Raw genomic sequence first — 26462 nt, forward strand, 5'->3', positions numbered from 1 at the left:
AATCAACCTTCATATTTCGAACAAAATAAAATGCTTATTTATAGCGCAATTGCAGTAATCACAATATTGAGTGGTTTTTTAGCTTTTGTACTACTTTTAAATAGTAAGCGGGTTCAATTATTAAAGGAACTTGATAGCGAAAAACTTAAATTAGAATATAGAGTTGAGCAGCGAACGGAAGAGTTGTTAATTGCAAAAAATGAAGCTGAACATTCAGTGTCAATAAAATCAGACTTTTTAGCTAATATGAGCCATGAAATTAGAACTCCAATGAATGGTGTTATTGGACTTACTAATATTTTATTAGACAGCAATTTACCACCAGAACAAAAACAGTATTTAGATAAAATAAAATATTCTTCTGACCAGCTGCTCATTGTAATTAACGATATTTTAGACTTTTCAAAAATTGAGTCTGGAAATATTAACCTTGAGGAATTTCCTTTTTCTGTAAATTCGGTTGTTGACTACATAAAAGCAACTTTTGATGAGCTAGCTCAAAGCAAAGGGATTACATTTGATATTGTCATTGGTAAAGAGGTTAAACTTGATTTAATAGGTGATGTAGTTCGAATAAACCAAGTACTGCTAAATTTATGCTCTAACGCAATTAAATTTACTACACACGGCTTTGTATCTGTATTAATAGAATCAAAAAGATCGTTAGCTGATCCTAAGAGCGTTTGTTTGTATTTCATTGTTAAGGATTCCGGTATTGGGATTGCTGAGCAAAGCCTTACCGATTTATTTGAATCTTTTACTCAAGCTGACAGCTCTACAACCAGGAAGTTTGGCGGCACAGGTTTAGGTTTAACTATAAGTAAGCGTTTATGCCAATCGATGGGTGGGGATATAACGGTAAAAAGTACTCAAGGTGTAGGTAGTGAATTTATAGCTTCGATTAAGGTGAAATTGAATAACCAAGCGTTGATTGATAACACTCCCGACCTAACTTTTACTGATCCGTTTGAGGTATTAATTGTAGATGATAATGAAGATGATCTTAAGGTAATTGAAAATCAGCTAACGGCTATGGGGCTGGTATGTACGGCCTGTCAATCTGCTAAACAAGCTATTGATATTATTGAGCAGAATAAAGAAAAATTTAAAGCCATTATTGTTGACAGGGCAATGCCAGCGATGAGTTGCGAAACCTTTTTAATACGTATTCATAGTATTAGCCCCCAGCTTTATAGCAAGATTATCGTACTTACAATGAGTGATGAAAGTTTAATTAATGATGCAGGCAAGAAAGTCAGTATACAAACTATTTTGCATAAACCTGTATATACGAGTGTTTTGTATGAGGCGATTGAACGTAAAGTGGTGGGCTCTATAAATAAAGCACCTGTAGCCAATATCGTCAGTGAAAAGTCACTGGCGGGTATCAAAATATTAGTTGTGGAAGATAACTCGATCAACAGAATAATCGTTACAAATATACTTGAAAATGCTGGTGCCCAAATTCATTTGGTCGACAATGGATTGGAATGTATTCAAATAGTAAAATCGGAAGCGTTTGATATTATTTTGATGGATATTCATATGCCTATAATGGATGGTGTTGAGGCGAGTCAAATTATTCGTAGTGATAATGACGAAACTATCGCAAACATCCCAATAATCGCCTTAACAGCTAACGTTATGAAAGATGATATTACACGATACTTATCCATTGGCATGAATGCCCATGTTGCAAAACCAATTAAAGCGCAAAAATTACGTGAAACTATAATCCGCTGTTTAAATAAATAGCTGAGCCATTAAAGTGATTTAATAATTATCCATATTAAGTACCTATCGTAATGTCTCCCGTTGCTTGAGCCTATTTTGGATAACTTAAAAAGACAATTCATAAAATAGAATTTGACCATCGGTTGCTATATGAAATCTCATACATTCTTTTCCCCATATGTTTATTTCAGCAAAGGTTGAATTATCAATGTCAGAAGTTAGTGAGTTAGGCACTATAAACAAAGCACACAGCTTCGCTGCACATAGTACAAACAAAACGCGCTTAAGCTTGAGGATTCAATTTAATCTATTTATAAAATAAAGGGCATAGTTGTTTGTTTTTGTAAGTTCTCGTTTATCTGAGTGTTTTTTGTTTAGCGCTATTAATAAACGTTTAAACTTAGTTTATAGCCTTGTACTTCTATAGATATTGAACAACACTTTAGTTAATAATTTAACGGGTGGCAGGCTATGCAAAAGAGTAAAATCTGGCTTTTCAAGTACTTCAAAGGTATCTCTTTTGTCTTATTTTTAATGATACTTATTAGTTTTAATTTCGTTTTAAATGATGCATTACATCAAAAAGTTCATGCTTCTGGGCAGCAGTTCGTTAAACACGTTTACGAGCTGAATTTATCTCCTTCTATAAACAATGAAGTGTTAGCCGCATTAGCTAAAAGTGAAGGTTTTGTGTTGGAGGTGCCAAAGCCTGCAGAGCATTTTAGGCATTTAGTGAATATAGAGCGCGAAGTTTTTTCTTACAAAACATTAAGTTTGAGCCTCTATCACTATCCTGCTTGGGTAACACAAAGTTACTTATTTATATTGCTAAACTTGATCATATTAGGCGCCGCTGGCTGGTCTTATCGCTGGTGGGGGTTATTGAATGTAAGCCGTAAAATTACGCCCAAAAATACAATGATACAACCTACTAAAATTATTGAACAAAAACAAAATAAAATACGATTAATTAAACAAGTAAAAAAATGCGAATTAAGTTCTTTGTATGGGGTTAATAGAGCATCACATAGCTTATTTTTACTCATTGAATGTGACTTTGATAAGAAAACCGATAAAGAAGCTATTTTTAAAGTGTTAATCACTAGAAAATTGACTGAATTTAAAGATGTGTCGGTAAAAATACTAAATTCCAGTTACTTAGCCGTCACCTTGCCACATATACCTACTCCCGAGTTAGACAGCTACGTTGAAAAGCTTCATCAGTGCGTGTTTTTACTATGCCAAAATTATCAAAAAAGTATAACTCATAAAAACATTAAAATAGGTGCGTGCGACTATCGATTAGGCGCAGATAAAATTGCGGTTTATCAGTTAGCAAAATCAGCACTTATGCTATCGCAAAACAGCTCAGTACAGCACTTTCACCGCTTAGCGTTAAATTACTGTCAAGAAAAACCACTTTCTAGTAAGCAAGTTATCGAAAATATTAAAAAGAATAAATTTATATTATTCTTCCAGCCTTTATTTGAGCTCTCTAGCGGGGAAATTTTAGAACATGAAGCTCTTATCAGGGTTAGGCATAGCCAACTTGGTTTACTAGCTGCTCGTTATTTTATTAATCAGGTTTATAGTAATCAAGACGCTTTAATATTAGATAAAGCAGTAATAACACAAGTTAAAAAGCTAATGCTGAGTGAACCTTCGGCCTTAACAGTTAGTGTAAATCTACACCCTAAAAATTGGTTTAATACTGTATTTTGGGAGTGGTTAGCCAATCAAATGGCAGAGCTTAAGTTAAATACTAAATTACAATTTGAAATAAGTGAGGCAGAATTTTTTACTCATAGAGAATCGATAACTAATGCACTTAATGTAATTAAAAAAAGCCGTTCACAAGTTGTGATTGATAATGTAAAAAGTAGTGAGAAAGTAGCTGTATTAGCTAATTATAATCAAGTATGCGGACTTAAATTATCATACGAACTAATTCATTTATTAAATGAAAAAACTCAAAATCAAAGGCGAATAAAAAAGATAGTTGAAGCCGCAAACCTTTTAAATTTACCTGTGTATGCAGTTGGCGTAGAGACTCAAAAAGAGTTGTTTACGCTTGCCAAATTGGGAGTGGTGGGAGCTCAAGGGTTTTACTTTTCAGAGCCACTTCAAGAGTTTACGCAAGCGGTATTTAATTAAATTAATCCTCTATATTTAAGTCCATTTAGCCCCTGAAGCCCGCCAGTATGAACCGCAATAATTTTACTCCCAGATGGGAAATAATCTTGCTCAATAAGCTGCCATAATGCATACATCATTTTCCCGCTATAAATAGGCTCAAGTGGTAGATTATGTGTGCGGCTCATATCTTGGCAAAACTGCCATAACTCAGGTAAAAACTTACCATAGCCGCCACCATGAAACTCTGTGAGTAACTGCCAGTTGTTTTGATTATTAGCTTTAGCGCTCAGCTTTTTTATTTCTTCTTTTAAATAATTAGCTTGTTTTAATACTGCTACACCAATCACTTGTGTTGTTGAAGCACTGCCTTCTATTAATCCAGCAAGCGTGCCACCACTACCGGTAGGGCACACTAAGTAGTTATGCTCAGGTAAGCTTTGTACTAACTCTTTACACCCTAATAAGGCGTGCTCGTTTGTACCACCTTCAGGAATAATATAAGCATTTGGAAAGTGCTCTTGCAGAGCATTAAGGTAATCGGTGTCGTGGCGTTTTCGATACTCTATACGATTAACTACATGTAGGTTCATACCACAATGTTTTGCAAATTGGATTGTTGGATTGTTGTTATCCAGTTCAGGTCCGCGAATAATCGCGCGAGTTTTTATATTAAATTCTTTTCCGGCAGCTGCACAGGCGTGAATATGGTTTGAAAACGCACCACCAAAAGTCAGAAGTTCTGTTTTATTTATCTTTTGCATGTACGCTAAATTATATTTCAATTTACGCCATTTATTGCCACTTATTAGCGGATGGAGCAAATCATCACGTTTTATACCTAAATAAAGATTTCTCTTTTTTAGAAACGAGCTATCTATTTGTTGAATATAGTTATTTTCATCTATTTTGAATATTTCATGCATTTTGTTGGTTTTCAATTTGGCAAAGTAGTTAAAATGTACGACACTTATTTCATACACAATTAACAATAGTAGCTATATGAAAGAAAAGCTGTTTTCATGGTTAAATCGTAGTTTAGATCCAAATACAGCTATTGGTGTTGCAACTTACGCAGATACTGTTAACGCAGTATGTTTAAAAAAACAACGCGACCAATGGATGGTTCACAGTTCTCACAGTGTAAATGTGTCTGAGCAAACCGATTATACCGCTGCAATTGTTGCTTGTACAAATGAGGTTTCTACTGATATTTGTGCAGTTAATTTAGTCATACCGCACTACTTTTATCAAATAGTGCAAATGGATAAACCAAACCTTAGTGATGAAGAAATTATTCAGTCACTCCCTTGGACTACAAAAGACTTAGTTGATATAGCTTCTGAAAATATTGTGGCTGATTTTATCGATTATCCAATAACATTACCGATGCAAAGCAGCAAAATGAATGTGTTTATTACGAATAAGCTGCAACTACTTCCGTTTATAGACAGTTTTGAACAAACTAAACCTGTTTTGCGTGCAATGACCTCTGAAGAAATGGTTTTAGTTACCTTGTTTGGCTCATACAAAGAGGCGCATATGCTGATTGTGCAACATGCTAATCATGAACCTCGAATCTTAATTATTCGTGATGGGCAATTAGTATTAGCTAGGCGATTAAATGGTTTTTTGGGTATTTCAGATAAGGATCAAAATCAAGAATTGGTAGAAGCGTTAGGATTAGAAATTCAGCGTTCTATGGACTTTTTTGAAAGCCAGCTCAAGCAACCACCAATTCGCAGTATTCAGTTACAGTGCGATGATTTATCTTCATTAACTCTCAGAGCCGGGCTTGCAGAGTTTTTACAAGTAAAAGTTGTAGATTTTGAGCCTAACTTAGAATTAGCGCAGCAATTAGAGCCAAATTTTTATTATGCGCTTGGGGCAGCCTATCAATTAACAGATCCTGAGTCTGTGCTATGAAAACCCGGATTAACTTTTATCAAAAAACCTTACGCGTACGGCGAGACCCAGTCCCTTTGTCTGGAATGATTACGTTATGGTTAGGTGCGCTATTAATTATTGCAATCACGTGGGCTTTTTACAGTTATAAAACATATTCTAGTGAGCTTGATTTAGAACAAAATAGGCAGTACCTCAAACAAGGAAAAGCTCAGTTAGAAGTTGTAAAACAGCAGTTAGCAGAGAAACAAAATAAAACACTCTTTATTAATGAGCTAAAAACACTTCAGCAAGAGGTTTTGCACAAGCAGCAAATATTTAGCTATTTAGAGCAAAGTTCAGATCAGTCTGCAACCGATTACGCACAGGTAATGCACGATTTAGCTAAGTATCATGAACCTAATATTTGGCTGACCCACATTAAGTTTGTAGGGCAAAGTGTGACGCTTCAAGGTCAAACATCGCAATCAAAATTCTTACCAATTTGGTTTGATAATTTAAAACAGTCGCCATTTTTTATTGATAAAGAGTTTTCAGTTTTAGAGTTATCTACGCAAGCAGGTGTGAGTGAATTTAATGTAGCGACAGACCTTAGTGATGAGGGCGATAAGCCATGAGCCAAACAACAAGTAGCCAGAATAATAAAAATAAAGGTTGGCCATTATGGGTCAAATACCAAGCTCAGTTTGCATCGCTGCAAAAACGTGAGAAGTATTCCACCTTATTTGTTGGTTTGTTTATAGTGATTTACCTCGGTCTCTGGTTCGTTATTTTTCCACAGCAAGATGAAGTTGCCAACATACGTTCAAAGCACAATACAACGCTGCAAGAGTTACAGCAGATAAATGCGCAACTCTCCATGTTAAACCAAGCACTAAACTACGACTACACTAAGGTTTTACGCGGTCAAATTGCACAAACCAGAGATGAATTAGCCGAAATAAATAATCAACTTAATAGTTTTAGCCAAGGCTTTGTAGCTGCTAAAAATGTACCTGCCGTTTTAAAAGATTTGCTCGTAGATAGTAGCGACGTAAAAGTGAGTAGCTTTAATGTAAAACCAGCACGGGCTATCGATGTAGAAAAACTAGGTGAACATGATACGCAAACATTATTTTTTGAGCATCAGATGGTAGTTACTTTGCAAGGTAGCTACTTTAGCTTACAAAAATATTTAGCCGCATTAAAAAATAATCAAGATAAGTTATTAATACAAGAGTTTAGTTATCAGGTACTAGAGTACCCTCAGGCTGAATTAACTTTACAAATTGCTACAGTGAGCGCTAATGAAAAATTTATCGCGTTATAGTATTTGTACTTTGGCTTTTTACATTATTGCGCCGAGTGCGCTTGCGCAACTTCGCGATCCGACTCAGCCAAATATGTTTGTGAGTAACAATAGTCCAGTTAAGCAAAGTACAGAACTTAAATTGCAATCTATTATTAAAAACAGTACAGCATTTAAGGCCATTATTTCAGGCCATATTTATCGAGTTGGTGATGCTGTAGATGATTTTCGGGTGCTAAGCATTAACTCAAAACAGGTTGTGTTAGCAAATGATGATAAACAAATAAAATTAGAATTATATGACTATGAAATTAAAAAATAATTTATCTCATCCGTGGCTTGTTCTTCTATTGTTACCTACATTTTTAACTGCGTGCCATAGCTTTAAACCAGGTAAAGAGGTTAAAAATCATATAGAGCAAGAGTTATCTGAAAGACCTACAGAGCCTAAAGTAATTGTGCCTTTACAAATGCCAAGCGAACTTACACAAAGCTTATTGTCATCTATAAATAATGAGCAAACTATAAGTGATGATTTATCTATAAAGCGTTTTGATGTCGCAGCAAATGATGTTGAAATAGGCGCTTTTTTTGCAGGCTTAACAGACGATACCCCTTTTAGTGTTGCTGTGCATCCTGAGGTAAATGGCACAATTAATTTAAATCTTAAAAGCGTTACGTTTAATGAAGTCATTAATGTTATTAAGCGTATGTATCCTTTAGATATTGTTAATGAAGGACGAATTGTACAAGTACTACCAGCCAAAATGCGCACAGAAACAATACCTGTAAATTATTTAATGATGCAACGCCATGGACAGTCTACAGTGAGTGTTGTTGCTGGTGGGGTGAGTCAATTTGCACAAAGTGGCAGTGGTTCGAGTGGTTCAAGTTCAGGTAATAGTAACCAGCAAAATAGTGAATTTGGCGGCGATAATCAAAGCTTAGATTTGAATGGTTCTCGAATCCAAACAATTAATAAAAACGATTTTTGGAAGGAATTAGAAGTTGCCCTTAAGTCTTTAATTGGCGCAAGCGATGGGCGCTATGTTGTTGCAAGCCCACAAGCTAGTTTGGTAACCGTAAATGCATTACCAAGCGAAATTAGTCAGCTAAAAGAGTTTTTACGTCAAAGCCAAGAAAACCTGCAACGCCAAGTTATTCTAGAAGCAAAAATAATAGAAGTAACCTTAAAAGATGAGTACCAACAAGGGGTCAACTGGGAGCGCATAGCCAGTGGTTTAGAAGGCGGTATTTCGTTTGCTACAACAGCGGGTTCTACAATTAGTAATAGTATTTCGGCTGCCATTGGCGGAGCGTCATCGCTGACAATTCAAAAGGGTGACTTTAACGGGGTTATTAATTTGCTAGAAACCCAAGGTGATGTGCAAATGTTATCTAACCCTCGCGTTACGGCTACAAACAACCAAAAAGCAGTTATAAAAGTAGGGCAAGACGAATACTTTGTTACTAATGTATCAAGTACGACGGTAACTGGTACTGCTACAACTACCTCGCCTGAGATTGATTTAACACCGTTCTTTTCTGGTATTGCCCTTGATGTAACGCCGCAAATTGACAAGTACGGCTCAGTCATCTTGCATGTTCACCCTTCAGTAACTGAAACAGAAGAGCAGCTAAAAGTAATTACTTTAGACGATCAACGTTTTGAGTTACCTCTAGCGCAAAGCAACATTCGAGAGTCAGATACCGTTATTCGCGCTCAAAGTGGCGAAATAGTTGTTATTGGTGGTTTGATGCAAACGTCAACACAGGATGAAGAATCAAAAACACCCGTGCTGGGTGATATCCCCATATTTGGCAACTTATTCAAAAGTATTCGTAAACGCCAAGAGAAAAAAGAACTAATTATTTTAATCAAACCAACCGTTGTTATGCCCGATACTTGGAAAAAACAACAAGGTGAAAGCCGTCAGCTTTTAAAAACATGGTATGAAAACTAACTATGTATTTAAGCTTTTTTAATTTAAGTGAAATGCCTTTCACATTAACCCCTAACACACAATTTTTTTGTGCACTTGAACCGCACCACGAAGCGATGCAAGTGCTAACAACAGCCATTGAAATGGGTGAAGGGTTTATTAAAGTCACCGGTGAAGTTGGGACTGGTAAAACGTTGCTTTGTAGAAAGCTATTAAACCAACTTGAGCCAGATTACATTGTGGCTTATTTGCCTAACTCTTATTTAAGCCCTGAAGAGCTTAGATGGGCGATTGCAATTGAGCTGGGTATGGATGTAGATAAAGCATTGGATCAACAAGCACTAGGGCAGCTTATAAATCATTACTTACTCGACTTACAAGAAGATAATGAGCGCGTAGTGCTTTTGATAGATGAGGCGCAATGCTTGAGTTGGGAGACTCTAGAGGCGCTGAGGTTATTTACAAACTTAGAAACAGAAAGCGAAAAGTTGATTCAAGTTGTGTTATTTGGGCAACCTGAACTTGATGAAAAACTGGCAAACAATAAAGTAAGGCAGTTACGCCAACGTATTAGTTTTTCGTATAAATTACGGGCGATGACTGGCGCTGAGGTTGTTTATTATATTAATCATCGCTTACAAGTTGCAGGATTTAATAGACCTCCTTTATTTAATAATAGTATGGGGCTTAAGATTACCAGAGCAAGCCGTGGAATTCCTAGATTAGTTAATATTTTATGCCACAAAGCACTATTACAAGCTTACGGTGAAGGGCTAAATACAATAACAAATCGCCATATTCAGCTTGCCATAAAAGATACCGAAGACTGCGCAAAATATCGAACCGGTCAATATTGGAGCTACAGCGCGTTAATGTTTAGTGTTTTAGCTATTGCTGCCATATGGGTATGGAGGCAGTGGTTATGAGCGTTATAAATAATATGCTTAAAAATATTGAGCAACGTGAAGCTAAACAAGTGAATATTCAAGAAGGTATAAGCGTAAAGCCAATATATGATGTAAAAAACATTGTATTTAAAGCCGCAATTTTACTTATTATGCTAAGTGTCATTTTTTTAGCATACCTGTATTTACCGACCGCCGACAAAAAAGAAACTCAACGTGAGTCTGTGCTACCACAGCAAAAAATGGTCGCGGTTTTGAGCTCTAATTTATCTGATTCTCAAGATGAAAAAAGCACTGTAGAGCCTTTAGTTGAGCAAGAAGTTGTGAAGAAGGCTGTGCAAGTTGAGCAAATAAAACCAGAAGTGAATGATTTAGCTGAATCCAAGTTGAGTGAAGCAACATTACTGGTTTCTCAACCAACGGCTGAGCCGGTTGTAATTGCCGAGGTTAAACAAAGCCCTGCACTAGCTAAAGATAATGTGTTAGTGGCTAGTGAAGCTATTGTCAGCAAGCCAAAAATTACTTCAGTGACTAAAACTAAGCCACAAAATACTATGATCAAAAGCGCGGCAGAAACTAAGTCACCACAGGCTTTATTGGTCGATCAATTAGCAGCAGCTAAACAGGCAATACAGTTTGGCTTATACAACGAAGCTATTAGTGATTTAAACATTATTTTAGCGCAATCGCCTTTACATGTTGAGGCTCGAAATTTACTGGCTGCAACTTACTTTAAACAACAAGATATAAATTCGGCAGAGCAGGTTTTGCAATCAGGTATTCGCCAAAACCCTAACGTACTTGAATGGCGTGTAATGCTAAGCAAAATACTCATTATGCAACAACAGTATGAAGGGGTATTACTGCTTTTAAGTGATGAATTTGAATCCCAGGCGAATCTTGATTTTTGGGTGCTGCAAGGTACTGCTGCGCAAAGTGCGAGTAAGCACCATAAAGCACTTGAAAGCTTTAAACATCTTACACAGCTCCAGCCTAGTCAAGCAAAGTGGTGGCTTGCACTTGCAACCTCAAAAGATGCACTAGGAGAGTACCTCGATGCTAAACAGCTTTATAAGGTGGCTCTAGATTTAGGTGGGTTAAATACCGCTATGACCCAGCATGCATTACAGCGTTTAGTTGCACTAAAGGAGGCCGTATGAGACCTAGTTTAAAAATGCGCTTAGGCGATTTACTTGTTCACGAACACATGATCACCGAAGCGCAACTAAGTGAAGCATTAAATGTTCAAGCTGCAACGGGCCGTAAATTAGGTTCGACACTTATTACACTTGAGTTTATTAGTGAGCCACAATTATTACGCTTTTTAGCGCAGCAATTACAGGTACCTTTTTTAGATATATCACAGCGAAAAATATCACACGATGTATCTAAGCTTTTATCTGAGGTTTATGCACGTCGCTACAGAGCATTAGTAATTGAAGACAATGGTGACTCTGTTTTGGTCGGGATGAGCGATCCTGCTGATTTAAGGGGCCTTGATCAACTTGCGACTATGCTTGCTCCTAAACGAATAGATTTAGCTGTTGTACAAGAAAGCCAAATCATGGCTGCGTTTGACAACGTATATCGCCGCACAGATGAAATTACCAACTTTGCAGCACAACTCCATGAAGAATATCAAGACGTAGAAGAATTTGATTTAAACTCTTTAGGTGATGAGACATCTGATGCAACCGTCGTAAAGTTACTGCAATCAATATTTGAGGATGCTGTGCAAGTTCGCGCATCTGATATTCACATTGAGCCAGATGAAGGTTTGCTTCGCATTCGTCAACGTGTAGATGGAATATTACAAGAGCACACTCTTAACCAAGTAAAAATAGCATCGGCACTAGTGCTACGTTTAAAGCTTATGTCGGGATTAGATATATCTGAAAAACGCCTCCCTCAAGATGGCCGGTTTAATATAAAAGTGCGCAGTCATAGTATTGATGTGCGCCTATCTACCATGCCGGTTCAGCATGGTGAATCAGTTGTAATGCGTTTGCTTGATCAATCTGCAGGATTACTATCGTTAGATGAAACAGGCATGCCGGCACACATATTAAAACGTGTGCGCAGCATTATAAAACGTCCACATGGCATGGTTTTAGTTACTGGGCCAACAGGCTCGGGTAAAACAACCACACTTTATGGTGCATTAAGTGAGTTAAACCAACAAGAAAGTAAAATTATTACAGTAGAGGATCCCGTTGAGTATCGTATTGGCCGTATTAACCAGGTACAAATAAATAATAAAATAGGGCTAAGTTTTGCCAGTATTTTACGGACCGCTCTAAGGCAAGATCCTGACATCATAATGGTTGGCGAAATGCGTGACCAAGAAACCGTAGATATTGGATTAAGGGCCGCTTTAACAGGCCACCTAGTACTATCAACGTTACATACCAATGATGCAATTACCAGCGCTATGCGCTTAATCGATATGGGTGCACCGGCTTACTTGGTGGCAAGCTCCCTACGCGCGATTATTGCTCAGCGATTAGTAAGGCGGGTATGTAATGATTGTAGAGTACCGTACTTGCCAGATCGCCAAGAAATAAGTTGGTTAAAATATTTAGGCGAAGAGATTACAGATGCTCAATTTTCTAAAGGGCAAGGTTGCACTGCATGTAATCACACTGGTTATAAAGGACGTGTAGGTATTTTTGAGTTGCTCGAAATGGATGATGCAATGATGGATGCCTTACGAGTTAACGACACACAAGGTTTTGCGAAAGCCGCTAAAAATAGCGCAAACTTTTCGCCACTCTCAGCAATGGCATTAAATTATGCTAAGAAAGGTATTACCTCTTTAGATGAAGTATTTAAAGTGGCTGAATATATCCCCGAAATAGTAGGGGATATTGATGCAACTATATAGCTATAAAGCGAAAGACAGCAAAGGTGTATTAGTAAAAGGCCAATTAGAAGCAAGTAACCAAGCTGGTGTAGCTGATAGTTTAATGAAGCGTCAATTTATACCCATATCAATTTCTTTAGTTGAAACAAAAAATAACATTAAAATTTTCGATAACTTATTTGTCGAAAAAATAACGCTAGACGACATGATTATGTTTTCTAGGCAAATGTATTCGCTACTAAAAGCAGGTATTCCAATTATACGAGCAATGGTTGGATTGGCAGATACAACACAAAATAAAGAATTCAAAAATGTATTGATGGAAGTTACTAGGCAGCTTGAGCAAGGCCGTGACTTATCCAGTGCAATGGCCATGCATAACTTGGTGTTTAGCCGTTTAACCGTGTCAATGGTGATGGTTGGTGAAGGTTCTGGCCGATTAGAGGATGCTTTTTATCAACTCGCTATTTATTTTGAAAAAGAACAGGAAACCCGCAAACGTATAAAAGCAGCAATGCGCTACCCTACTTTTGTTATTTTGGCTCTTGTAGCAGCTATGGTTATTTTAAATATTTTTGTAATTCCTACCTTTGCTAGCATGTTTGCCAAATTCGATGCCGAATTGCCGTTAATGACTCAAATATTAATTGGTACTAGCAGCTTTTTTGTTAATTACTGGTGGTTATTGTTGGTAATGGGTATTGGAGCGGTATTTGCGTGGAAGCGTTATTTAAATACAGAACCAGGACGTTTTAAGTGGGATCAATATAAATTAAAAATTCCATTTATTGGCGATATTTTAAAACGCACATTGCTTGCGCGCTACAGCCAAAGTCTAGCTATGGTATTGCGCTCTGGTGTACCTATGACCACGGGGTTATCGCTAACAGCGCATGCCGTAGATAATAGCTATATGGAAAAAGCGATTATTACTATGCGCCAAGATATAGAAAAAGGCGATAGCTTACTTAGAGCCTCAAAAAGTTCTGAGCTGTTTTCTCAGCTTGTATTACAGATGGTCGCTGTAGGTGAAGAAACCGGTCGGGTTGATGAGTTACTTCAAGAAGCAGCTGATTATTATGAGCGTGAAGTTGATTATGATTTACGAAGCTTAACTGCAAAAATAGAACCTATTTTAACTGTGTTTGTTGCCATTATGGTGCTGATTTTAGCGTTGGGTATTTTTATGCCTATGTGGAACATGATGTCGGCAATCAAAGGGAATTAAGGTGAACACAACCATAGCTTACTCAAAAGGTTTCTCATTATTTGAATTAGTTATTGTTGTTATTTTACTGGCAGTAATTTTGAGCTTTGCTATACCTCAATATATAGGTATTAAAAATCAAGCGCATAATGCAAGCGTAGATGCTATTGCGGGTAGTTTTTCATCGGCTGTTGGGATGGTTAGAGGTCAATGGGAGTTAGAAGGGAGGCCAAATAGTAAGTCAAATAAAACATTTGTTAATTATGGAGGAGTAATAGTTGGTGTTGATGGATCGTTAGGTACACCAACGAGTGACGAAACAGAAAAAAAAGATACTCGTGCAGAGTCTATAAATGCTCATAAATGCCGCCAAGTATTAAATGTAATTTTACAAGATGCACCAAGTAGTACCTCAAGTAGTGAAATATCGATAATAAAAAGTGTAAGTTTTTTAGTTAGGTACAATGCAGAAAGTACGCAATGCGTCTATTATTTAACTCATACCATTGATATTAAAAGTATACCTACCAATACGGGTGAAATATCAGGTTTAACAGGTTTTTCATACTTTGCTAAAACAGGCAAAGTAAAAATATTTAAAAACTAAGTAATTAAAAAGAGGCTTATCTATGAAAACGCAATCGTTAAAAAGTTTACCAATAAATAAACAAGCAGGTTTTACACTTGTTGAATTGATCATCGTAATTGTTATTTTAGGCATTTTAGCCGTTACCGCAGCCCCTCGTTTTTTAAATTTGCAAGGTGATGCGAATGCTTCAACACTTGAAGGTGTACAAGGGTCGATTCGCAGTGGTATGAATATTGTGAATGGTAAGGCACTTATTGCTAATATACAAAATAAAGCAGAAACAGATACTCCAACACCTATTGTTGAAGGCGTAGCAATTCGATTTGGCTACCCAGTAGGGACTATTGATGCATTTGAGGCATTTTTAGATATAGATTTTGCAGATGTAACCGATGATCCTACTATCGCTGATAGTACTGACTTCAATTTGTCAGGAGGGGATGATGCTACAACTCCAGTCATTATTTATCCAAATAGCTACCTAGTCACAGATTCTTGTAAAGTTACTTATACTCCAGCTTTAAACAAAGATACTCCAGCAACAGTCGCTATCGATGTTAGCGATTGTTAATATTAAATGATAAGCAGTAGTAAGCAACGATTGCGTGGCTTCACACTCATTGAGTTAATTATTACTCTAGTGATATTGGGAATACTGTCGGTAACGGCAGTTCCCAAATTTCTGGGCAGCTCAACAGAAGATGCATACTCATATCGAGACCGTACATTAAATGCACTGAGAACAGTGCAGTTACGTGCAATGCAAAATACAGCAACAACAAGTTGCCATACTCTTTATATAACCTCCACACTTATTGCTCCCCCCACACCTGATACATGTATTGGTGGCGCTGATACCAACAACACCGATCATTTAGTGGTACAAATAAACACGCAAAGAAGTGATATAACATTTAGCGCTTTAGATAGTAACGCGAATATATTTACCCAAATTAGTTTTGATCCTTTAGGTAAATCAAATCAAACCTGTACTTCGCAGTGTCGAATAGATGTTGGATTAGCTGGCGTATGCATAAGTGATGAAGGGCTTATATATGCGTGCCCTTAAAGTAAAAGGTTTTACTTTAATTGAGCTTATTATTGGCATAGTGATGTTTGCTATTGCATTAAGCATTATTACCGCGCTCATTGCCCCGCAAGCAAAAAAAAGTGCAGAGCCAATTATTGCTTTAAGAGCCTCTGAATTTGGTCAATCACTAATGAACGAAATTCAAAGTAAATCGTTTGATGAGCACAGCGATAGAAGCGCACCTTTTAGGCGTTGCGGCGAAACAACCTTGGGTGCTGAGCCTTGTACCGCAGAGGGCAATTTAGGCGTCGATAACTTAGGGGCTGGCCTAGAAACCCGAACCAGTTATAACGATGTAGATGACTATATTGCACTTTCTAACCAACCTATTACAAATAGTTTAGGTGAGGTGTTAAGCGAATACAGCGACTTTAATTTAGTTGTTACTGTTGAGTACGATAGCGACTTTAACGAATCGACCACCAACGATGGCACAACCTTTAAGCGCATTACTATTGAAGTAACATCACCCTTAGGCGAAGTTTACGGATTTAGTGCATATAAAGGGAATTACTAATGCAAAGAGCTAAATACCAAAATGCATTTACCCTTATAGAGCTATTACTTGTCATGGTTATTATTGGTGTTTTAGCCGTAAGTGCATTTTCGTTTATTGGTGCTGGGGTCAGCATTTACTCACAAGGTGTTGAACGCCAAGAAGCAGTAGCTCAGGCCCGCTTTTTAATAACGCGACTTAGTAAAGAACTTCGCCACGCTACGCCTAATTCATTAAGGCTCTCTTGCGATAACAGTACTAGCGGAGCGTGTAGTGCGCAGCAGTGCTTAGAATTTACGCCGTTTTTATCAGCGACTCACTATACAAATTACCTACCTACCGTAGCGCCTTTTAATGTTAGCGCTGTTGATTTTGAACTTAATAATTTAACGCAGCCGCAAGCTGGAGATTGGGCAACTATTTACCCATTAAGCAGTGCTGATATATATGATGAAAATAATAATAAGCGCTTAAAAGTATCAGCATTTAATAGTTCAGCGAGCGAAATTGATGAGTGGCAATTTAGCAAAACATTTACCCAAGAGTCGCCGAGTAAACGCCTTTATTTACTTTCAGAACCGGTAAGTTTTTGCGTTGAAGGGCAGTATTTATATAGATATACCAATTACGGTTTTACTGTTAATCAATTGGATGCCGTGAGCTTACAAATAAGCAGTGGTGTTAAACGTGATTTATTAGGTATTTACATTGCCAATAATTTAGCGAGCGATTTATTTTTTACTCTTGATGCGCTCTCCCTACAAAGAAACGCTGTGCTTAATGTGAATGCGCAAATGCAATTTAACAATACTGAAGTAATGAACTTTAACCATGAGGTACATATTCCTAATGTACCTTAAAAAAAATCCTCACGGAAAAGCCTTACCCAGTAAACAAAAAGGGAACTTAATAATTCTTTCTTTAGTAATTATTGTTGCTTTATTAGCACTAGGATTAGCATTAGTTAAAGTGCTTTCTGGTGCATCTCAACAAAATACGATTGAGTATTATGGGGCTCGCGCTTTTATGGCAGCACAAAGCGGCCTAGAAAGTGGTTTAATGCAACTATTTCCAATAAATAGCTCAGTTCAAAGCTGTACATCAGTTACTACTGATTTAACCTTCCAAGCTGCATATTTAGCTAACTGTAAAGTAGTGGTGAGTTGCGATGAATATATAGACTTACCTGATAGCAGTACAACCAACGGGCTTGTGAATATATATTACTTACAAAGCAGTGCAACGTGCGCCGCAATTGATTGCCCTGCAGGGAGTAGCTGCAGAAAAGATTATTGGCAAACACAAAGAACGCTCAGTGTGGAGGCTAAAACTTTACCATGATGAAAAATGCATTGGTCATTATATTTTTTAGCTGCGTGTTACTTTGTAATTACGCAAATGCGGTACCGCCTAAAATTGAAGGGCGCTATATTGAGCTGCAAGACACATACACATCACCTATTTGGACAAAAATAAATTTTCAACAGCAATACATAACACCTCCTGCTGTTTTTATGCTCTCAACAAACCAAGGCGGAAACCCCGCAATAATAAGAATACGTAATATAACCACAACCAGCTTTGAGGCACTACCTCTTGAGCCTTCGGGTGAGGATGGTGAGCACGTTACGATGGGAGCTCATTATTTGGCTGTTGAATATGGCGTACATGAGTTTCCTGATGGAACAATCATGGAAGTAGGAAGTACCGATTTATTATTAGAGCTACAGTATGGTCCTAAGTCAGGCTTCTCCCCATTTACGCCAAAAGGTTATAAACAGTTAATCTTTGCTGAGCCATTTTCACAAAGGCCGAACTTTTTCCATTCATTACAAACGCTCAACAGCATAGATAGTAATCCACCTACTCAAGCATTAGTGCCTTTTTTGACCGTTGCAGTAGAAAGTAATTCTTTATCTGCTAGCGGCGTTAATATTGCTTTAGAAGCATCTGAAACAGCACTTGGGCTTATAAAAACCGAAACTGTTGCCTATATGGCCGTAGAGCCTGGAAGTAACCGCGTATTTACAGACGATAATGGACTTGAAGTGTCCTGGGAAACTTTTTTCACAGGCTTTGAAGTTGACGGTTGGAGCAATGGCTGTAATTACTTTAGTTTTACTAATAATTTTAGTGTGGCTCCGTTAGTTGTAGCAAGTAAAAACTCACGCCAAGAAGATGATGGCGGGTGGCTACGCAGCTGTAACCTAAGGACCGACAGGTTAGGGCTAGTTGTTGACGAAGATCGTGATGGCGATAACGAGCGCCGTCACGTAAACGAGGAAGCATCAATACTCGCCATGACCAGTACCTTCGTATTTAATGGTGATATTTTAGATTGTGATACGTTATTCCCAGGCGCTATTTCTACTTATAACAATGGTGAAGTGCAGCTGGTGCAGGGAGTAGAAATAACCGATGGTAATGCGCAGTTTGTCACCACCACAAGTTTAATTTCTACAGCGCTGACAAGCCCTCCTTTGTGTAATGGTCAGGCGTGTGTTGCTGGTGGTTATAACTCTTTAGAACCGAATCAAGCGGCGCAGGTGCCAACGGTTACAAATGATGGTAGCTCAACAGGGCCCGTACCTACTTCTTTAGCTGGCGACTATTATTACGATGAGTTGCAGTTAAGTATGCTGGAAACAGAGTACAGAGTAACAGCGCCTACACGTATTTTTTTAAAAGACACAACCTCACTTCTATCAACTTCATTTTTGAATATAGGTAAAACAAATATAGTAGTAGAAACTGGCGCGTACTTGGCTATTTATGTGGATGGTGCGGTTGCTATTGCAGCCGATGCAAATATTGCGGGCTATATTGTTGCAACTGGTGAGGTAAGAATCGCTCAAAATGTAACGTATCAGGGATCAATTACATCGGCTACTCAAATTATTACCGAAGGGAGCTCAACGTTTGACGCCCTACCAGTACCCGAAAGTATCCCTGGTTTTTGTGGTATTTATACACCAGAAACACTGGATCATTATCGTTTAACAATAAGCGATAACAAAGGTCTGACGTGTGAAGCTAAAGAAATGACACTAACAGCCTGCGCTAATGATGCCTGCGACTTATTATTTGCTGAGCCGTCTAGTTTAAACCTTTCTCCAGATAATAGTGGTCAGCAAAGTTGGGTTACGGGGGAGAATATTAATTTTACAGGATCAGCGGTTGTCGAATTTGCTAAACGCACCACAGGCAGTGTTACATTTGGATATAACACCGCTGATCCTTCTGCACCTCTTCGTTGTTATATCGGTGGTAATAATGTTGGTTTGAGTGGCTGTAAAGTTACGTTTTCTGATGCTGGATTTATTTTTAATAATGATACAGATGGAAATACTACAATTCCTACTCAGTTATCAGCAAAGCCTTCAAATACTGGATTTAATGCAAAAGCGCTATCTATTCAAGCGGTAAAAACAAATACCACTACGGGCGTATGCGAAGCTGCATTTCCCGCTGGTGGCGATGTAAGCTTAGATTTATCGTATACATGCAGTGCTGGTGCAAGTTGCTCTGATACGGTTTCACTTAGTAACAACAATAATACCTTTGCGGTCGAGCAAGCAGCTAAATCGTTCACGCTAAACTTTGATAGTGAGTCTAAAGCCCCGATTGTTATAAATTATCCCGATGCAGGAAAGTTGAGTTTAAACGTAAAAACCAACTTAATTTTAGACCCACTAACTAACTTATCAGTAAATTTAACGGGTAGTTCAAATGAATATGTCGTAAAACCATTTGGATTAGCCATGGAGGTAGCAAGTGATGGTTATGCAGCAGATGCCAATGGGAGCTTATTTAGATTAACGGGCGAAGCATTTGATTTAAAAATGAATGCGGTGCAGTGGCAAACAGGGCAAGACACTAACAACGATGGTTTCCCAGACAACTACAGCAATATTACAAATAACACCATTGCCAAGCATTTTATTACAGAGCAACCAATTGTAGAGGCATTACTTAAAGCGCCTACGCCAGGCATTCAAGGTACGCTTGAAGCGATGAGTACTGTTGCCTTTAATGACACAGGTAGTTTGAGTGAATCTATATCGCAATATAATTACGACCAAGTTGGCATAATTGATTTAACAGCAGGCCTTCAAGATGCCGATTATTTTGGTGCGGGAGATGTAAAAGGTGAGCTATATAACGTTGGTCGTTTTGCACCTTCGCAGTTTCAGGTAGTGGGGGTTCAAGCCGCCGCGCAATGCACGCAATACGGCAGTAATTTAACTTATCTTGATCAACCTTTTGAACTTGGCTTTACAGTACAAGCACAAAATCAAAATGGTGAGCTAATGGCTAATTATAAAGAGGGCTTTGATAAATCGAGTGTAGACGTTAATGCCGAAAATAATGAAGTAGGTAACTATGTACCTGCAACTAATTTTACTAGCCGCTTAGTAAACCTAGGAAATAACAACTGGGGAGATATAAGCGACGGCCAATGGCAAATGAGCCAACTCAACACGACACTTAAAAGATTAGGTGTAGGGCAAGCAGACGGACCGTTCGCTATGGTGAGCTTAATGGCAACGCTTTCTGACATAGAAGGAGCAACACTTATTGATGCAAATGATAAACCTAATACACAAACAGCATGCTCGGGTGGTTGTAATAGCGTACGACTAAATGCATTGCCAATAGAGTTTAGGTTTGGACGTTTAGTCCTTGGCAATAACGCAGGCTCCGATCTCGACCCTTTACTTATTCCTATGCAGGCTCAGTATTACAACGGCAGTGGATTTGTAAATAACGCTGAAGATAACTGTAGTGTATTTGATCATACCCAAATTACTCAAATATCACCTAGCAGCCCACAATTAACCTATAAATATGGGACTGGTGTATCTGGCCAGCTAGAAGCGGGAGTATATCCGCCAGATAACGGTATTTATGCACAGCCAAATGGTTTGGGTGAATTTACCTTAGAATATAATACTTATGATTGGTTAAAGTGGGATTGGCAGGGCGATGGAACACAGCTTGATCCTCGTACTATTTTACAATTTGGACGCTTTAGAGGAAATGATCGGGTTATTTACTGGCGTGAAACACGCGAATAGTTGTAAACTAATATAATAATTGAACAAAGCTTGTGTTTTGTGCTGCAAGTACATAGCATAAGGCTTTAATTATAAAAAATAATAACGACCAAATAATTGCCGCTTTTTGGGACTGGAATATATGCGAATTACTCCTTTATCTCTGTTAATTTCAGCTAGTTTGTTAGCTAGTAGTGCATTTGCACAAGACACAGCTACAGTGACTGGAATTGACTCAGAGATTAGTGTTAAACAGACAGAATACGATAACTCGACAAGAATACTTGAAAAACATCTTAAAGAAGAAAGTCAGTTACAAAATCAATTAGAGCTACTTCGTTCTCGTTCTACAGAGCTAGATAAAGAAAAAAACCAAGCGCTCGATGCGATGAACGAAATGTACCGTCGTTTAATTGACGATCCCACTATTAATATTAGTGCGGCTCAATCACGCTATCAAAAAGCGGTGATTGATCATAAGCAAAATAAAGATGACATTTCTATGCAGTTGGCGGCAATTGCATCCCACCGTAAAGATATAGAACAAATTCGTGTTGCTAAGCATACGCTTTTAAATACATTAGAAAGTTTAAAAGAGCAGTTAACTACAGCCCGCGTAGAGCGTTTACGTAACGAGTTTACACGTGAAGGTACGCTTGAGGTTAACCACACTATTAACTGTAAGCGAACAGAAACGCTAGCAGCATGTGAGCAACGCGGTCAGCAAATGGGTCTACAAAAAGCAACTAAACGCTTTGTTGATCAAATTTTTGCAAATCTAACAGAAGAGCGCATTGTTGAGCCAAAACGTAATTTGGCGGGCGCTCAAGTACAAATATTAAGTAGCCATGTAGTTAACAGTGCATTTAGCGGCCAAGGTAATTACAACGTTAACTTAAGCGTAACTATGCGCGGCGAAGTTAATAGCAGCCGTTTATGTAGCTTATTAAGCATAGATAACCGCTATTGTTCTGAGTACGGCACGCCACTTACGGCTGCTTATCAACCAGCGTATAACAATACATTTACCGATAGTCAGTTAACATTCAGTAATAGCGCGGATAATAGCAACACGGTGTCGGTTTCTCGTTTAAATGAGCAGCCAGTACGTGATTATTCAGTTAAACCTGCATCGGTGAAAAAAGATTACCCTTCTATCCTTAATAAGAAGAAGGATCAATCAGTAGAGCTAACATTACGATCAAACGTATACGACGATGAAGTGTTTATCGATGGTGTAAGCTTTGGCTCAACACGCTTGATTACACGTTTACCGCCGGGCATTCATAACATTGAAATACGTAAACTTGGTTATAAACCTTATCAAGCACGTGTTGATTTGAATAAAGCGCAAACAATTAATGCAAATTTAGTAAAAAAGCCTAAGTCGATTGCTGCACCGACCTATACTCGAGAGCAACCAGAAGTAACAACACGCCAGGTTAGTGAAAACGTTAATGTATTAAATGCAAACGTTGAAACGCCGGTTGTCGTTATTCCTGCAGGCAAATTTAAAATGGGCGATATTAACGGCAATGGTTTAGCTAATGAACGTCCAGTAATTGAAAAAGTAATAGCAAATTCTTTCGCTATGCAAAGTAAAGAAGTAACTGTGGGTGCCTACGAAAAGTTTGTAGCAAATACAGGTTATAAAACTCAAGCGGAAAAAAATAAAGGGTGTGCGTATTATTTAAATGGCGAACCAGTATGGGAAGCAAATTTAAATTGGCGTAATCCTGGTTTTGAGCAAGGCAGTGACTTTCCTGCTGTATGTTTAACTTATAACGATGCAAAAGCTTATGCTGAGTGGTTATCTGGTCAAACAGGACAGCAATTTCGTTTACCTAACGAAGTTGAGTGGGAATACGCAGCACGCGCAGGAACTGAAACAGAATACCCTTGGGGTAACGAAATTGGTAAAAACCTAGCTAACTGTGGTTGGTGTGGTAGTGAATGGTCAAACAGACGTGCATCACCAGTAGGTTCTTTTTCTCCAAATGCATTTGGATTATACGATACCGTAGGCAATGTATGGGAATGGACCGATAAAGAATCAGGTGAGTCTGATGTAGCAGTAAGAGGCGGAGCGTGGAACTTTGCACCAAGCCTTGCTCGTGCATCTACGCGTTTAATTTTAGCGCCTGATTTTAGATCTAACTACATTGGTTTTCGCTTAGTTCGCGAACGATAAAACTCAATTAAGGAAGCTTTGCTTCCTTTTTTCACAAATTCACAAAGGCGCTGCGCTTTATATTGCTCATATAGTTGAGCATGTTAAAGTGAGGCAGCTAATATAAGAACGTATTTCAAAGGTCATCCAGCCTCATGTTTAAAAAACTCCGTGGTATTTTTTCTAACGATCTATCGATCGACTTGGGTACAGCCAATACCCTAATTTATGTAAAAGACGAAGGCATTGTATTAAATGAACCTTCTGTTGTTGCTATCCGCCAAGAGCGTGCTGGTGGACCTAAAAGTGTTGCATCTGTAGGTACAGAAGCAAAGCTTATGTTAGGTCGTACACCGGGTAATATAAAAGCGATTCGTCCAATGAAAGACGGTGTTATTGCTGACTTTTTTGTAACAGAAAAAATGTTACAACACTTCATTAAACAAGTGCATAACAATAACTTTATGCGTCCAAGTCCGCGTGTACTAATTTGTGTACCGTGTGGTGCTACTCAAGTAGAAAAACGTGCAATACGTGAATCTGCAATGGGTGCAGGTGCTCGTGAAGTTTACTTAATTGAAGAACCAATGGCAGCAGCTATTGGCGCAGGCTTACCAGTATCAGAAGCAACAGGTTCTATGGTTGTTGATATTGGTGGTGGTACAACTGAAGTTGCTATTATTTCACTTAACGGCGTTGTTTACTCATCATCTGTTCGTATTGGTGGTGATAAGTTTGACGAAGCTATCATTAATTATGTACGCCGTAACTTTGGTAGCTTAATTGGTGAAGCGACAGCTGAAAATATTAAGCATCAAATTGGCTCTGCGTTTAAAACTGATGAGCCAATCGAAATTGAAGTGCGCGGTCGTAACCTTGCTGAAGGTGTTCCGCGTTCATTCACACTTAACTCGCACGAAATCCTAGAAGCTCTACAAGAGCCATTAATGGGTATTGTGAGTGCAGTAATGGTTGCGCTTGAGCAATCACCACCAGAGCTGGCATCAGATATTTCTGCACACGGTATGGTACTTACTGGCGGTGGTGCATTGTTAAAAGATTTAGACCGTTTATTAATGGAAGAAACGGGTATTCCGGTTGTTGTTGCTGATGATCCACTTACATGTGTTGCACGTGGTGGTGGTAAAGCACTTGAAATGATCGATGTTCATGGTGGTGACGTTTTTAGTTACGACTAATGAAATTAATGTTTGGACGCACAGTCTCTTTGCAACTGCGACTTTTTGTCGCAGTGCTTTTGAGTATCGTACTCATTGTTGGAGACAGATATACGCAAGGTGGTACTGTTGTTCGTACCAGCCTCAATACCTTAGTTAGCCCACTAATTTATGTTGCTAATTTACCCTACGAATTATTTAGCTTAAGTGCTAAAAGCCTGCATACGCGCGAGCAACTTCTTACTGAAAACGAAGCGCTGAAAAAAAAGCAAATGCTACAAAGCGAGCAACTTCAGCAGTATCAATTTCTAGCCAGAGAAAACCAAAAACTACGCGCCTTATTAGGCTCATCTGCAAAGCAATCAAATCGTAAAATTATTGCTCAAGTACTTTCTGTGCATTCAAACCCGTATAGCCATCAAGTTGTTATAAATCGTGGTACCACCGATGGACTTAGTGAAAGCCAAGCCGTAATTGATGAGATGGGTGTAGTAGGGCAATTAACTAAAGTAGGGTCAACTACGTCACGCGTATTACTCATGACCGACACTACGCATGCCACACCTGTGCGTATACTGCGTAACGATGTACGAACGGTTGTTGAGGGCATAGGTAAAATTAACGTCGTTAAGCTCTCTCACGTTCCGCACAGCTTAGATGTGCGAATTGGCGATGTACTTGTTACATCAGGATTAGGTGGCACATTCCCAGAGGGATACCCGGTGGCTGTAGTAACCGAAATAAATCGTGATGAAGGCCGCCCGTTTGCACAAGTTTTTGCAGAACCTATTGCGCAATTAGATCGCATTCGTTTGCTGGTTATTTTATGGCGTAATCAACAGGAGCAAATCAGCGATGATTAACCGTTATTCATTGTTAATTGCGCTAAGCATCTTTTTTGCGTTAATAATGGCATTAATGCCGCTCCCTTTTTCGTTTGAACCATTTAGACCTGACTGGGTTTTACTTGTACTTATGTATTGGTCGTTGGCAGTACCGCATCGTTTAAATATTGGTACTGCTTGGGTTGTTGGTTTATTAATAGATTTAGCATCTGGCTCACCGCTAGGTGTAAATTCGCTTACATTTTCAATATGTATATTTGTAACCGCGAGCAACTTTCAAAAAATTCGTAACTTTTCGCTTTGGCAACAAAGCTTATTAATTGGTTTGTTTTTAACGCTGTATCATTTAATGCAGTTTTGGCTAAATCACTTTTTGTTAGGGGTTTACTTTAATCCACAGTATTTATGGCCAGTAGCAACCGGAATGGTTAGTTGGTTTTGGGTGTTTTTACTACTTCGTAAATATCGCAGACATTTTAGGATCAGGTAATGACTACCGCAGTATATTTGGCATCAGCCTCTCCCCGTCGTAAAGAGTTATTAAGCCAATTAGGTGTCGAATTTACACAATTTAGTGTTGATGCAGATGAAAGCCCACTTCCAAACGAGCAACCTAGAGCACTTGTTGAGCGTTTAGCTCGCTTGAAAGCCCAAAGCGGTGTAGAGCTTGGGTATACAGATCGTCCCGTACTTGGTAGTGATACCGTGGTTGTTATCGATAACGAATCACTGGGTAAACCACGCGATAAAAACGATTTTACAAATACATTAAAACGCCTGTCAGGTAACACACATCAAGTACTTACCGCTGTAGCATTTGCGACGCAAAATGATGTAATTAGCTGCGTTGTAAGTACTGACGTTACTTTTAAAACCTTAACAGATGAAGAAATTAATGCCTACTGGGAGACAGGTGAGCCACAAGATAAAGCCGGCGGATATGGTATCCAAGGTTTAGGTGGTCGCTTTGTAACTCATATTGCGGGTAGCTATTTCTCCGTTGTAGGCTTACCTTTATATGAAACCGAACAATTATTAAAAACATTCTTAAGAAGGTAA

The 26462-nt window shown here is 38.4% G+C and carries 24 protein-coding genes; 23 read left to right on the top strand and 1 reads right to left on the bottom strand.

Annotation, left to right across the window (positions count from 1 at the left end; all coding sequences use genetic code 11):
- A partial coding sequence (locus GQR46_RS00305; protein ID WP_240922877.1) for a response regulator occupies positions 1–1755 on the top strand: 1755 nt, incomplete at its 5' end.
- 513 nt (positions 1756–2268) lie between these two features.
- On the top strand, positions 2269–3888 hold the full coding sequence (locus tag GQR46_RS00310) for an EAL domain-containing protein (protein WP_165739276.1): 1620 nt from the start codon (positions 2269–2271) through the stop codon (positions 3886–3888).
- Here the strand turns inward: GQR46_RS00310 and GQR46_RS00315 are convergent.
- Positions 3885–4793 (bottom strand): pyridoxal-phosphate dependent enzyme, encoded by a 909-nt coding sequence (locus GQR46_RS00315; RefSeq protein ID WP_165739277.1) that lies wholly within the window; start codon positions 4791–4793, stop codon positions 3885–3887. The two genes, GQR46_RS00310 and GQR46_RS00315, sit on opposite strands and share 4 nt — an antisense overlap.
- Positions 4794–4869: 76 nt before the next feature.
- Here GQR46_RS00315 and GQR46_RS00320 point away from each other — a divergent pair, with 76 nt between their 5' ends.
- The 21 genes from GQR46_RS00320 (at position 4870) to GQR46_RS00420 (ending at position 26462) form a co-directional block, all read left to right on the top strand.
- Positions 4870–5793 carry a hypothetical protein gene (locus GQR46_RS00320; protein ID WP_007586312.1) on the top strand — a complete coding sequence of 308 codons (924 nt, stop codon included), beginning with the start codon at positions 4870–4872 and terminating at the stop codon, positions 5791–5793.
- Positions 5790–6389, top strand: coding sequence for a PilN domain-containing protein (locus GQR46_RS00325; RefSeq protein WP_225305713.1), 600 nt, complete (start codon positions 5790–5792; stop codon positions 6387–6389). The genes GQR46_RS00320 and GQR46_RS00325 overlap by 4 nt, the downstream gene beginning before the upstream one ends.
- Complete coding sequence (locus GQR46_RS00330; protein WP_010553778.1) at positions 6386–7081, top strand: hypothetical protein; 696 nt, start codon at positions 6386–6388, stop codon at positions 7079–7081. Before GQR46_RS00325 ends, GQR46_RS00330 begins: the two co-directional genes overlap by 4 nt.
- Positions 7059–7382: a hypothetical protein gene (locus tag GQR46_RS00335; RefSeq protein WP_007586318.1), complete on the top strand. Its 324-nt coding sequence runs from the start codon at positions 7059–7061 to the stop codon at positions 7380–7382. The genes GQR46_RS00330 and GQR46_RS00335 overlap by 23 nt, the downstream gene beginning before the upstream one ends.
- Positions 7360–9024 carry a pilus (MSHA type) biogenesis protein MshL gene (mshL, locus tag GQR46_RS00340; RefSeq protein ID WP_101217852.1) on the top strand — a complete coding sequence of 555 codons (1665 nt, stop codon included), beginning with the start codon at positions 7360–7362 and terminating at the stop codon, positions 9022–9024. Before GQR46_RS00335 ends, mshL begins: the two co-directional genes overlap by 23 nt.
- A gap of 2 nt (positions 9025–9026) precedes the next feature.
- The gene (locus GQR46_RS00345; protein WP_165739279.1) at positions 9027–9929 is read left to right on the top strand and encodes an AAA family ATPase; all 903 of its coding nucleotides are present in this window, start codon (positions 9027–9029) and stop codon (positions 9927–9929) included.
- Positions 9926–11068 carry a tetratricopeptide repeat protein gene (locus tag GQR46_RS00350; RefSeq protein WP_165739281.1) on the top strand — a complete coding sequence of 381 codons (1143 nt, stop codon included), beginning with the start codon at positions 9926–9928 and terminating at the stop codon, positions 11066–11068. The genes GQR46_RS00345 and GQR46_RS00350 overlap by 4 nt, the downstream gene beginning before the upstream one ends.
- The gene (locus tag GQR46_RS00355) at positions 11065–12792 is read left to right on the top strand and encodes a GspE/PulE family protein (RefSeq protein WP_024589866.1); all 1728 of its coding nucleotides are present in this window, start codon (positions 11065–11067) and stop codon (positions 12790–12792) included. Before GQR46_RS00350 ends, GQR46_RS00355 begins: the two co-directional genes overlap by 4 nt.
- Positions 12779–13999 carry a type II secretion system F family protein gene (locus GQR46_RS00360; RefSeq protein ID WP_165739283.1) on the top strand — a complete coding sequence of 407 codons (1221 nt, stop codon included), beginning with the start codon at positions 12779–12781 and terminating at the stop codon, positions 13997–13999. Before GQR46_RS00355 ends, GQR46_RS00360 begins: the two co-directional genes overlap by 14 nt.
- Before the next feature lies 1 nt (position 14000).
- Positions 14001–14585 (top strand): prepilin-type N-terminal cleavage/methylation domain-containing protein, encoded by a 585-nt coding sequence (locus GQR46_RS00365; RefSeq protein ID WP_165739285.1) that lies wholly within the window; start codon positions 14001–14003, stop codon positions 14583–14585.
- A 22-nt stretch (positions 14586–14607) separates the two neighbouring features.
- Positions 14608–15138, top strand: coding sequence for a prepilin-type N-terminal cleavage/methylation domain-containing protein (locus tag GQR46_RS20775; RefSeq protein ID WP_165739287.1), 531 nt, complete (start codon positions 14608–14610; stop codon positions 15136–15138).
- Positions 15139–15144: 6 nt separating this feature from the next.
- On the top strand, positions 15145–15636 hold the full coding sequence (locus tag GQR46_RS00375; protein WP_165739289.1) for a type II secretion system protein: 492 nt from the start codon (positions 15145–15147) through the stop codon (positions 15634–15636).
- Positions 15623–16174 (top strand): type II secretion system protein, encoded by a 552-nt coding sequence (locus GQR46_RS00380; RefSeq protein ID WP_165739296.1) that lies wholly within the window; start codon positions 15623–15625, stop codon positions 16172–16174. The genes GQR46_RS00375 and GQR46_RS00380 overlap by 14 nt, the downstream gene beginning before the upstream one ends.
- Positions 16174–17013 (top strand): type II secretion system protein, encoded by an 840-nt coding sequence (locus GQR46_RS00385; RefSeq protein ID WP_165739298.1) that lies wholly within the window; start codon positions 16174–16176, stop codon positions 17011–17013. The genes GQR46_RS00380 and GQR46_RS00385 overlap by 1 nt, the downstream gene beginning before the upstream one ends.
- A complete protein-coding gene (locus GQR46_RS00390) occupies positions 17003–17494 on the top strand; it encodes an agglutinin biogenesis protein MshP (RefSeq protein ID WP_165739300.1) in 492 nt (163 codons plus the stop codon). The genes GQR46_RS00385 and GQR46_RS00390 overlap by 11 nt, the downstream gene beginning before the upstream one ends.
- Positions 17491–21231, top strand: a complete 3741-nt coding sequence (locus tag GQR46_RS00395; RefSeq protein WP_165739302.1) for an H-type lectin domain-containing protein — start codon at positions 17491–17493, stop codon at positions 21229–21231. Before GQR46_RS00390 ends, GQR46_RS00395 begins: the two co-directional genes overlap by 4 nt.
- A 121-nt stretch (positions 21232–21352) precedes the next feature.
- The gene (locus GQR46_RS00400) at positions 21353–23401 is read left to right on the top strand and encodes a formylglycine-generating enzyme family protein (RefSeq protein WP_007586336.1); all 2049 of its coding nucleotides are present in this window, start codon (positions 21353–21355) and stop codon (positions 23399–23401) included.
- A 134-nt stretch (positions 23402–23535) separates the two neighbouring features.
- Complete coding sequence (locus GQR46_RS00405; RefSeq protein ID WP_007586338.1) at positions 23536–24579, top strand: rod shape-determining protein; 1044 nt, start codon at positions 23536–23538, stop codon at positions 24577–24579.
- Complete coding sequence (gene mreC, locus GQR46_RS00410; RefSeq protein ID WP_010553767.1) at positions 24579–25421, top strand: rod shape-determining protein MreC; 843 nt, start codon at positions 24579–24581, stop codon at positions 25419–25421. The genes GQR46_RS00405 and mreC overlap by 1 nt, the downstream gene beginning before the upstream one ends.
- Positions 25414–25893, top strand: coding sequence for a rod shape-determining protein MreD (mreD, locus tag GQR46_RS00415; protein WP_007586341.1), 480 nt, complete (start codon positions 25414–25416; stop codon positions 25891–25893). Before mreC ends, mreD begins: the two co-directional genes overlap by 8 nt.
- Complete coding sequence (locus GQR46_RS00420; protein WP_165739304.1) at positions 25893–26462, top strand: Maf family protein; 570 nt, start codon at positions 25893–25895, stop codon at positions 26460–26462. The genes mreD and GQR46_RS00420 overlap by 1 nt, the downstream gene beginning before the upstream one ends.

Source organism: Pseudoalteromonas sp. Z1A6, from assembly GCF_011378745.1.
GTDB classification, from domain to species: Bacteria; Pseudomonadota; Gammaproteobacteria; order Enterobacterales; family Alteromonadaceae; genus Pseudoalteromonas; species Pseudoalteromonas arctica.